The sequence below is a fragment of the Aerococcus sp. HMSC062A02 genome (genome assembly GCF_001809535.1).
Lineage (GTDB): Bacteria > Bacillota > Bacilli > Lactobacillales > Aerococcaceae > Aerococcus.
Map to the genome: position 1 here is coordinate 39,523 of NZ_KV797921.1, position 9,134 is coordinate 48,656.

The following is a 9,134-nucleotide window of genomic DNA, read 5'->3' on the forward strand; positions in this document are numbered from 1 at the left end:
AGAAAGGGCTCCTCTTCGCAAAAGGCTGTCGAAGCTCTCTGAGCTTCTCTAGCCTTTTACTCCAGAGCTCCCTTTCTCCCGCATCCTCTCACACCCTGGTGCTTTTTGTTTGGTAGCGCTATTTTTTTGACTTATAATAAAGGAAAAAAGAAAGGACGTGTGCGCAATGGGTTTATTTGACCAAGCAGGCAATTTAATTGGGATGTTGACGGGTCAGGGCGGCCAGTCCAATGACTCCTTAGCCAAGCAAGCCAATGTTTCTTCAGCGGACTTTGGGAAGATCATGACGCTGGGCTTGCCGATGATTATGAAGGCGATCAACCGCAACAGCCAGGACCAGTCGGGGATTGACTCGCTCAACCAGGCCCTAAACGATCACGACAAGGCCGACCAGTTCGAATCCATCGATCAGGCAGCCGAGCAGGTGGACCAGGAGGACGGCGACAAGATCCTCAACCATGTCTTCAAGGACCAAAATGAGAAAGAGGGGATCATCGATAAGATCGCCCAGGCTTTGAATATGGATACAGCTTCTGTTAAGCGGACCCTGATTGTCCTAGCGCCCATGGTTCTCATGTACTTGGCCCACCGCCGGAAGTCTAATAATGTAGCTGAGGAAGACCTGGGTCAGGAAGTCGACCAGGCCTCCCGCGAAGTAGAGGGTCAGGCCCGCCAAGAAGGAGGCAGCCTCCTAGAACGGGTCCTCGATGCCGTAACGGTGGATGAGAATCAGACCGAAGATGATAGCCTCTTGGGTAAGGTTATCGACAATGTCACCGTCGATGAAAAGGACCAAGCTGCTAAGAAAGAAGCCAGTCAAGATGACGACGGCGGTCTCTTGGGCGGCCTGATTGATAAGCTGACCAAGTAAATGTATCGTTCTTTGAAAAAGCAGCCCTGGAAGCTGCTTTTTCTTTATTTTCAGAGGCCAATCTGCCACAATAGGACTAAGCAGACTTTATGGAGAGGGGGAGATGGATGGCAGAGTTGAGTATTGAAGCGATCCCTGTTGAGGAAGCGAGGCGCTTGTCTGGACTGAGTCGCGAGTGTTACCTAGCGACCTTTGAGGGAACGTGTTCGGATGAGGATATGGCGGCTTACTTAGAGACCGCTTATGCGCCAGAGCGATTGGTCCAGGAATTGTCAGAGGAAGACTCTTACTTCTATTATCTTAAAGAAGGGGACATGGTCTTGGGCTATATCAAAGTCAATCGCGGCGGTCAGCAGTCGGAAGAACAACCCCGAGACTGGCTAGAGGTCGAACGCCTCTATATTCGTCCGGGATACCAGGGGAGAGGTCTCGGTTCTGTACTCATGGATTTTGCCCTAGTCAAGGCAGGGGGCTGGGACTGCCCCTATATTTGGCTGGGGGTTTGGGAGCATAATCTAAGGGCCCAGGCCTTCTATAGGAAGTATGGTTTTGAACGTTTTTCCGAGCACGCTTTTGTGATGGGGGAAGAGGTCCAGTGTGACTGGCTCCTCAAACGTCCCTTGGTGCTCGGTCAGGAAAAGGAGGAAGATGACAGATGAAAGTTGGATTTATTGGTTTGGGTGTGATGGGACAATCCATGGCCCGGCACATCCTTGAAGCAGGCTATGAACTCTTTGTCTATAATCGCACCAAGGCCAAGGCAGATGACCTGGTCGCTTCGGGAGCACATTGGTGTGATTCACCTGAAGCCCTCGCTGGCCAGGTGGATTTAGTCTTAAGCATTGTTGGCTATCCTGATGATGTGCGTGAGGTCTATCTCGGCGACCAGGGTCTCTTTGCGGGGGCACGCCAGGGGCAGGTTTTTGTCGATATGACCACTTCGACCCCGGCCCTGGCCCAGGAATTAGCCCAAGTTGGCCAAGACAAGGGCGTCCAAGTTCTGGATGGGCCTGTAACGGGTGGCGATGTCGGGGCGCGCGAGGGTCGTTTGACCTGCCTTTTAGCGGGCGACCAAGCTAGTGCAGATAAAATCCGTCCTGTCTTAGACACTTTCTGTGCCAGCGTCCAGTATTTTGGCCAAGCAGGTGCCGGCCAGCATGCCAAGATGGCCAATCAAATCATGATTTCTGCGACCATGTTAGGCGTCATGGAAACCCTGGTCTATGCCAAAACGGCAGGACTCGATGTCAACCAGGTCATTGACACCCTATCTTCTGGCGCCGCTGGGAACTTCTCCCTGACTTCCTATGGCCCACGGATCGTTAAGGGCGACTACAGCCCAGGTTTCTTTGTCAAACACTTCATCAAAGACCTGGGCATTGCCCTAGCCGAAGCTGATCGCATGGGAATTGACCTCCCCGCCTGCCAAATGGCCTACGACTTCTACCAACGCCTAGCCGACAAAGGCTACCAAGACGCCGGCACCCAGGCCCTGATGAAACTCTGGGATAACAATTATTAAAGGAGGGTGTGAGCAAAGGCGGTTAGAAGCTTACCACTGGAGCACGAACGAAAAAGGGCAAGCTCAGCTTGCACGTTTCGCTCGTGTGAAGTGGAGAAGCTTCTGCCTTTGCGAACCCGACTAAGGGTGTGAGCAAGAGCATTTAGCTTTGGATGCTTGGAGTAAGTTGGAATAAGGGCAAATTACACTTGCACGTTTCCAACTTGTGAAAGCATTCCAAAGCTGCTCTTGCGAACCTAACTAGAGGGTGCGAGGGAGTGCTTAGCTTAGAAAAGTCTACTGTCTTACATATTTAACAAATTTATTATTATGCTGAGAGCTTGAGCTTTTGTCTCAAGCTTTTTATGTGATAAATTTACGTTTCTCTTTTCTAAAGCTCTTCAACTTTCAAATAAGGGCCTCATTAGCAAGTAGCCCTTCTTCAACTTTCAAACGAGGGCTTCATTAGCAAGTAGCCGCTCTTCAACTTTCAAACGAGGGCCTCATTAGCAAGTAGCCGCTCTCCAACTTTCAAATGAGAGACTCCTTAGCAAGTAGCCACTTCTAAAATCTATGACCAAGCAAGTTTAAAAGAAAGCTTTGAAATTCAGCTTCTAATCTTTTTTATAACCATTCTACATTTCCCAGCATAATTTAATTTTTTAATAGAATTTGTTCAGCAATGCATCTATGAGCAGGAGTGGAGCGTTGAAGTTGGTCCTTAGCCACGTCTAAGCAAGCAAAGCGAATTACGGCTAGTAGGCTATTTTTTAGCCGTACTAGCCGTTTGAGTCTTGCTAGTCGAGAGACCACTAGGACTCGAGCCGGTGCTGCTATAGCCGTTAGAGCGTAAGCGACTTACCGATATAGTACAAAACGGTGCTAGCCGTTCTTGATCCTCTATAATTCAAGGACCAAATTCAAAAGCGTAACGGATGCTCATCAGCACAGCTTTAAAAGCTTTACAACCCAAAGATTAAAATCATTTCAAAAAAACTTAATTTTTCCGGCAAAATAGTTTGACAATTCGATCAGATTAGATTAAGATTAAAACATGCATTAAGAAATCACAGAAAGGGAGTAAGAACAATGGACTTTATGACTTCGCAAACTAACATGCCAATGACCAGCAACTATCCTTGTTGTAACGATTTCCGTCATCTTGCTCTCTTATTATTATGCTAGCAGGCGCATATGTGGTTCTTAAACTAACATCTGCGTCCTAATTTGCGTACAACAAAGGGAGCAGGTGGTAGGCACCTTGTTCCGTAACAAGGTGCCTTTTCTTTTGAAGTGATGAATTCCAAAAATGTGGAAAGGAAGAGACGAATGAAACAGATTGATTTTTTTGATACAACCCTCCGTGATGGGGAACAGACGCCAGGCGTTAACTTCAATACCCAAGAAAAAGTTCGTATCGCTAAACAATTAGAAGAGTGGGGCATTGATGCCATTGAAGCCGGCTTCCCCATCTCAAGTCCTGGTGACTTCGAAGCCGTGAAAGCTATTGCAGATAGCCTAGAGTCCACAACGACTGTTGGTCTGGCCCGCTGCCGGGAGAAGGATATCGAGGCGGTCCGTGATGCCTTAGTGAATGCAAAGTCACCTTCCATCCACGTCTTCCTTGCCACTAGCCCTATCCACCGCGAATTTAAATTAAAGATGACCAAGGAAGAGGTCCTCGAAAATATTGACCACCATGTCCGCTATGCCAAACAATATTTCGAAAGTGTGCAATTCTCACCGGAAGATGCGACGCGGACTGAGCTGGACTTCTTAGCCGAAGCCGTCAATACAGCCATTGACGCCGGGGCAAGCATTATTAATATCCCAGACACTACCGGCTACACCAATCCTGAAGAAATGGCTCAGATCTTCCAACACCTTCAAAAAGAATGTCCCAAATTCGATGACGTGATGTTCTCCTGCCACTGCCACAATGACTTGGGCATGGCAACAGCCAATGCCTTAGCTGCCATTGAGAACGGGGCCACCCGGGTGGAAGGAACCATCAATGGGATTGGCGAACGGGCTGGGAATACAGCCTTGGAAGAAGTAGCGACGGCCTTAAGAATCCGGGAAGACCACTACCAATGCACCAGCCATATCAACCTGGAACAGACCAAGCGCTTGTCTGACCTGGTCTCCCACTTGTCCGGGATGCCAGTCCCTCGTAACAAGCCAATTATCGGGGACAATGCCTTCGCCCATGAGTCCGGTATCCACCAAGACGGTGTCCTCAAGAATGCCTCAACGTATGAAATTATTACGCCTCAAATGGTGGGGGTTCAAACCAATGCCTTGCCACTGGGTAAACTCTCCGGCCGCCATGCCTTCAGTAAGCGCCTAGAAGATTTGGGCTTCGACTTATCCGAAGAAGACATCAAGTCTGCCTTTGCTAAGTTCAAGGTCCTAGCTGATAAGAAGAAGCAGGTATCAAATGAAGACATTCGTTATCTCGTGCTCGGCCACGAAGATGAACAAGCCGCTGACTACAAACTGGTTAGCCTCCAATTGATGACCGGGACCAATGGCATTCCATCGACTGTGATCCAAATCAAGGAAAACAAAGAAGATGCCGAAGTGGTAACCGGCCAAGGCATGGGCAAGGGCCCGATCGAAGCCATTTTCAATACGGTGGATGACATCATGCAGGCCAATTCCCACTTGACCGACTACCGCTTAGAAGCTCTGACCGGTGGGATCGATGCCCAGGCTGAAGTCCACGTGGCTGTTGCCAATGAAGACGGGACCCAGTATAACGGGAGTGGGATCGACTACGATGTGGTTACCGCTTCGGCTATGGCCTATGTCCAAGCCTGCGGTAAACTGAAAGCTGATCAAGACACAAAGGAGGCCTAGCCGATGACTGATACCAAGAAGATTGTTGTCCTGGCTGGGGATGGCATCGGCGAAGAGATCATGGCCAGCGGTTTGGCGGTTCTCGATGCGGTGGCCGACCGCTACGGCTATCACTTTGACCTTGATCCTCAGCCCTTTGGTGGGGCTGGGATCGACGCTTGCGGCCATCCTTATCCAAAGGCTACCCAAGAAGCCCTCCACCAAGCGGATGCCATTCTCTTAGGGGCCATTGGAGCACCCCAGTATGAGCACTGCGAAGTGACCCCTGAAGCTGGACTCTTAGCCATGCGCAAGGACTTGGGCCTCTTCGCCAACTACCGGCCAGTTAAGGTGGGGGCTTCTTTAGCCGACCTCTCGCCATTAAAGGCTGATCGGGTAATTGGGACAGACTTTGTCGTGGTTAGAGAATTAACGGGCGGGGCCTATTTCGGTGACAAAGTGGAAGGAACGGACTATGCTTCTGACCTCATGCCTTACCGCCGGGAGGAAGTGGAGCGGATCGCCCGCAAAGCCTTCGAATTGGCCCAGAGCCGGCGCGGGAAATTAACCAGCGTTGACAAGGCTAATGTCTTAGCCTCTAGCCGCTTGTGGCGCCATACGGTTGAAGCCATCAAGGCGGACTATCCGGATGTTGAGGTCAACCACCTCTACGTCGATGCAGCATCGATGAAGATTGTGACCCAACCCCAGGACTTCGATGTAGTCTTAACCGAGAACCTCTTTGGGGATATCTTATCCGACGAAGCCTCGGTTCTCTCAGGATCCCTGGGCATGCAGGCCTCGGCTAGCCACGGCACAGTGGGGCCATCGCTCTATGAACCTATCCACGGCTCAGCACCTGATATTGCGGGGCAAAATATTGCCAACCCCATGTCCATGATCCTCAGTGTCACTATGATGCTCAGACAGAGCTTTGCTTTCAATGAGGCAGCGGACTTTGTGGAAGCTTCAGCAGAAGAATTAATGGCCAAAGGAATAAAAACCAAGGATTTAGGGGGTGAAGCCAGTACGACAGCCTTTACCCAAGCCTTGTTAGACTTGATGAAAGGAGCCAAATAAAAAAATGGGAAAAACACTCTTTGATAAAGTTTGGGACCGCCACGTCCTAGCCGGCGAAGAAGGCGGGTCCCAACTCCTCTATGTGGACCTGCATATGATCCACGAGGTGACCACGCCTCAAGGTTTTGAATCCTTGCGCGAACAAGGACGGCCAGTCCGACGCCCAGACCGGACCGTTGCGACGATTGATCACAATGTACCAACCAAGGATGTTTTTAATATACAAGATGAAATCAGCCGTCAACAGATTGATGCCCTGCGCAAGAACTGTGAGGACTTCGGCATTGAGCTGAACGATATCGGTTCGGACGGCCAGGGGATTGTTCATATGATTGGACCGGAACTCGGTGCTAGTCAACCGGGACGGACCATTGTCTGTGGGGACTCCCATACAGCGACCCATGGTGCTTTCGGTGCTATAGCCTTTGGGATTGGTTCATCAGAAGTGGAACACGTTCTCGCTACCCAGAGCATCTGGCAGACCAAACCTAAGAAATTGGGGGTTGAGATCACCGGCAAGCTGCCCCACGGAACCTATGCCAAAGATATTATTTTGAAATTAATTGCCAGTTATGGCTCAGGCTTTGGGACCGGTTATGCGGTAGAATACTTCGGAGAAACCATTGAAAATCTAACCATGGAAGCCCGGATGACGATTTGCAATATGAGCATTGAATTCGGGGCTAAGATGGGCATGATGGCGCCTGACCAAACGACTTTTGACTGGTTAGAAGGCCGCCCCTATGCGCCAGAAAATATGGCAGCGGCTATTGCGGACTGGAAAGAACTGAAGACGGACCCTGATGCCCAGTATGACGCCTATATTTCCCTGGATGTGTCGGACCTCAAGCCTTATGTGACCTGGGGAACCAACCCTGAGATGGGGGTAGCTATCGATGAACCCTATCCAGAAATTAACGGCAATTCGGACTACGAACGGGCCTATGCCTACATGGATGAGAAACCTGGCATGTACCACCAAGATGTTCCGCTCCAGCATATCTTCATTGGCTCCTGTACTAATTCCCGGCTCGCCGATTTGGTAGAAGCCGCCAAGTATCTCAAGGGCCATAAGGTTGCCGATCATATTTCAGGTATTGTGGTGCCTGGGTCCAAACGGGTCAAGCAGGCAGCAGAGCGACTCGGCATTGACCAGATCTTTAGGGAGGCGGGCTTGGAATGGCGGGAACCTGGTTGTTCGGCTTGCCTAGGGATGAATCCCGACGGCTATCCAGCCTACGAGCATGTCTTGTCGACCTCTAACCGAAACTATGAGCACCGGATGGGCCAACATGCTCGAACCCACCTGGCCAGTCCAGCAACTGTCGCAGCCTCAGCTGTTGCTGGTAAGATTGTTGACGTCCGTCAAATTGAACCCGCAGAAATCGAGGTGCCCGATGGAACCTATTAGACAGCACACCGGCCGTATCGTGCCGATGATGAATGATAATATTGATACCGACCAGATCATGCCCAAAGCTTTTATCAAACGGATCTCCAAGTTCGGTTATGAAGACTTCATCTTCTTTGAGCAACGTTACCTGGACAAGGAGATGACAGATAACCCTGACTTTATCCTCAACCAAGAGGAATATAAAGGGGCCAGTATCCTAGTAGCTGGCGATAACTTTGGCTGTGGGTCCTCGCGTGAGCACGCGGTTTGGGGACTCAGCCAATACGGCTTCAAGGTAGTCATTGCAGGAAGCTTCTCGGATATCTTCTATATGAACTGTACCAAGAACTCGCTCCTGCCGGTTGCCATTGAAGACGAGGCCTACCGTCAAGGCCTGGCTGATCTCGGCTCTGAAACAGAGATTGAAGTCGATCTTGAAGCACAAGTTATCCACTCACCATTGGGGGACAAGCATTTTGACATCGATGATCAGATCAAGAACAAGTTCCTCCAAGGTCTGGACGATATTACGGAAACTTTGAAACATGAAGATGCTATCGCCGCTTATGAAGCAGCGAATGACCATAAATACGACGCTTAAATAATAGAAAGAAGGATTACTATGACAGAGACAAAGAAAGTACATTGGGATGGCCAAACAAACCAGGAAGCCGTTGATATTCTTTTAGGCCAAGGTGGGATGATTGTATCTCCGACCAAGGTGGGCTACATTATCGGGACTAGCGACAAGGAAGGCTTGGAGCGTAAATTCGCGGTGAAACACCGTAAACGGAACAAACCAGGCGTTACCCTCTGCGGTTCTATGGAACAATTGAAGAGCCTAGCTAAGATGACCCCTGAAATCGAAGCCTTCTACCAACAATGCTGGGACGAAGACATCTTGATGGGCTGCATCCTCCCTTGGCAAGAAGAGGCTAAGGCTAAATACATGCCAGGAGACGGGTCTGAAGAATTAGCGACGGACGTTCGTGGTACCAGCTGCTTCGTTATCCGCTTCGGGGTACCAGGGGAACAAATCGCCCATGAACTCTGGGAACGCGAAGGCCGCCTGATGTTCGCTTCCTCTGCCAATCCTTCAGGTAAAGGGAACCGCGGCGTCGTTGAAGGCATCGGGGAAGAAATCGAACAGGAAGCCGACCTGATCATCGAAGCCGATGACTATGTAGCCTCCATCCAACCCAACAAGGACGAAAATACCCGCTACGAACAAGGGGTCATGGTCTCCTTCGTTGAAGACGAATCCGGCGAACTGGTGCCTGAACAACACGGCGAACGTGACGTCACCCCAGCTCCAATCCTCATCCGTAAAGGCGTCTACAACGACCGCATCCTCCAAATCCTAGCCGACCACTTCAACAGCTGGGACTACCGCCACGGACATTATTATTAAGATAGGGTGTGAGACTTGGCGCTTAGACTCGGATGAT

8 protein-coding genes are annotated in these 9,134 nt (G+C 50.2%); all 8 read left to right on the plus strand.

Features of this window, described 5'->3' with window-relative positions:
• The first annotated feature begins 166 nt into the window (after positions 1 to 166).
• The 8 genes from HMPREF2626_RS03745 to HMPREF2626_RS03780 all read left to right on the plus strand — a co-directional run bounded on the left by HMPREF2626_RS03745 (position 167) and on the right by HMPREF2626_RS03780 (position 9,097).
• A complete protein-coding gene (locus HMPREF2626_RS03745) occupies positions 167 to 871 on the plus strand; it encodes a DUF937 domain-containing protein (protein ID WP_070617636.1) in 705 nt (234 codons plus the stop codon).
• Positions 872 to 978: 107 nt separating this feature from the next.
• Positions 979 to 1,530 carry a GNAT family N-acetyltransferase gene (locus tag HMPREF2626_RS03750; RefSeq protein WP_070617638.1) on the plus strand — a complete coding sequence of 184 codons (552 nt, stop codon included), beginning with the start codon at positions 979 to 981 and terminating at the stop codon, positions 1,528 to 1,530.
• Positions 1,527 to 2,393: an NAD(P)-dependent oxidoreductase gene (locus tag HMPREF2626_RS03755; RefSeq protein WP_070617644.1), complete on the plus strand. Its 867-nt coding sequence runs from the start codon at positions 1,527 to 1,529 to the stop codon at positions 2,391 to 2,393. Before HMPREF2626_RS03750 ends, HMPREF2626_RS03755 begins: the two co-directional genes overlap by 4 nt.
• A gap of 1,308 nt (positions 2,394 to 3,701) precedes the next feature.
• Complete coding sequence (locus HMPREF2626_RS03760; protein WP_070617646.1) at positions 3,702 to 5,234, plus strand: 2-isopropylmalate synthase; 1,533 nt, start codon at positions 3,702 to 3,704, stop codon at positions 5,232 to 5,234.
• Positions 5,235 to 5,237: 3 nt separating this feature from the next.
• Positions 5,238 to 6,293: a 3-isopropylmalate dehydrogenase gene (leuB, locus tag HMPREF2626_RS03765; RefSeq protein WP_070617649.1), complete on the plus strand. Its 1,056-nt coding sequence runs from the start codon at positions 5,238 to 5,240 to the stop codon at positions 6,291 to 6,293.
• Positions 6,294 to 6,297: 4 nt separating this feature from the next.
• The gene (gene leuC / locus HMPREF2626_RS03770; protein WP_070617652.1) at positions 6,298 to 7,704 is read left to right on the plus strand and encodes a 3-isopropylmalate dehydratase large subunit; all 1,407 of its coding nucleotides are present in this window, start codon (positions 6,298 to 6,300) and stop codon (positions 7,702 to 7,704) included.
• Entirely contained in the window at positions 7,691 to 8,287 is a 597-nt protein-coding gene (leuD, locus tag HMPREF2626_RS03775) for a 3-isopropylmalate dehydratase small subunit (protein ID WP_070617654.1), read from the plus strand. Before leuC ends, leuD begins: the two co-directional genes overlap by 14 nt.
• Before the next feature lie 21 nt (positions 8,288 to 8,308).
• Positions 8,309 to 9,097 (plus strand): L-threonylcarbamoyladenylate synthase, encoded by a 789-nt coding sequence (locus tag HMPREF2626_RS03780; protein ID WP_141744579.1) that lies wholly within the window; start codon positions 8,309 to 8,311, stop codon positions 9,095 to 9,097.
• Positions 9,098 to 9,134 lie beyond the last annotated feature (37 nt).

Excerpts from the sequence above, each read along its gene's own strand:
- leuD (WP_070617654.1), top strand. The coding sequence starts at position 7,691 with ATGGAACCTATTAGACAGCACACCGGCCGTATCGTGCCGATGATGAAT.
- HMPREF2626_RS03750 (WP_070617638.1), top strand. The coding sequence starts at position 979 with ATGGCAGAGTTGAGTATTGAAGCGATCCCTGTTGAGGAAGCGAGGCGC.
- HMPREF2626_RS03760 (WP_070617646.1), top strand. The coding sequence starts at position 3,702 with ATGAAACAGATTGATTTTTTTGATACAACCCTCCGTGATGGGGAACAG.
- leuC (WP_070617652.1), top strand. The coding sequence starts at position 6,298 with ATGGGAAAAACACTCTTTGATAAAGTTTGGGACCGCCACGTCCTAGCC.
- HMPREF2626_RS03755 (WP_070617644.1), top strand. The coding sequence starts at position 1,527 with ATGAAAGTTGGATTTATTGGTTTGGGTGTGATGGGACAATCCATGGCC.
- leuB (WP_070617649.1), top strand. The coding sequence starts at position 5,238 with ATGACTGATACCAAGAAGATTGTTGTCCTGGCTGGGGATGGCATCGGC.
- HMPREF2626_RS03745 (WP_070617636.1), top strand. The coding sequence starts at position 167 with ATGGGTTTATTTGACCAAGCAGGCAATTTAATTGGGATGTTGACGGGT.
- HMPREF2626_RS03780 (WP_141744579.1), top strand. The coding sequence starts at position 8,309 with ATGACAGAGACAAAGAAAGTACATTGGGATGGCCAAACAAACCAGGAA.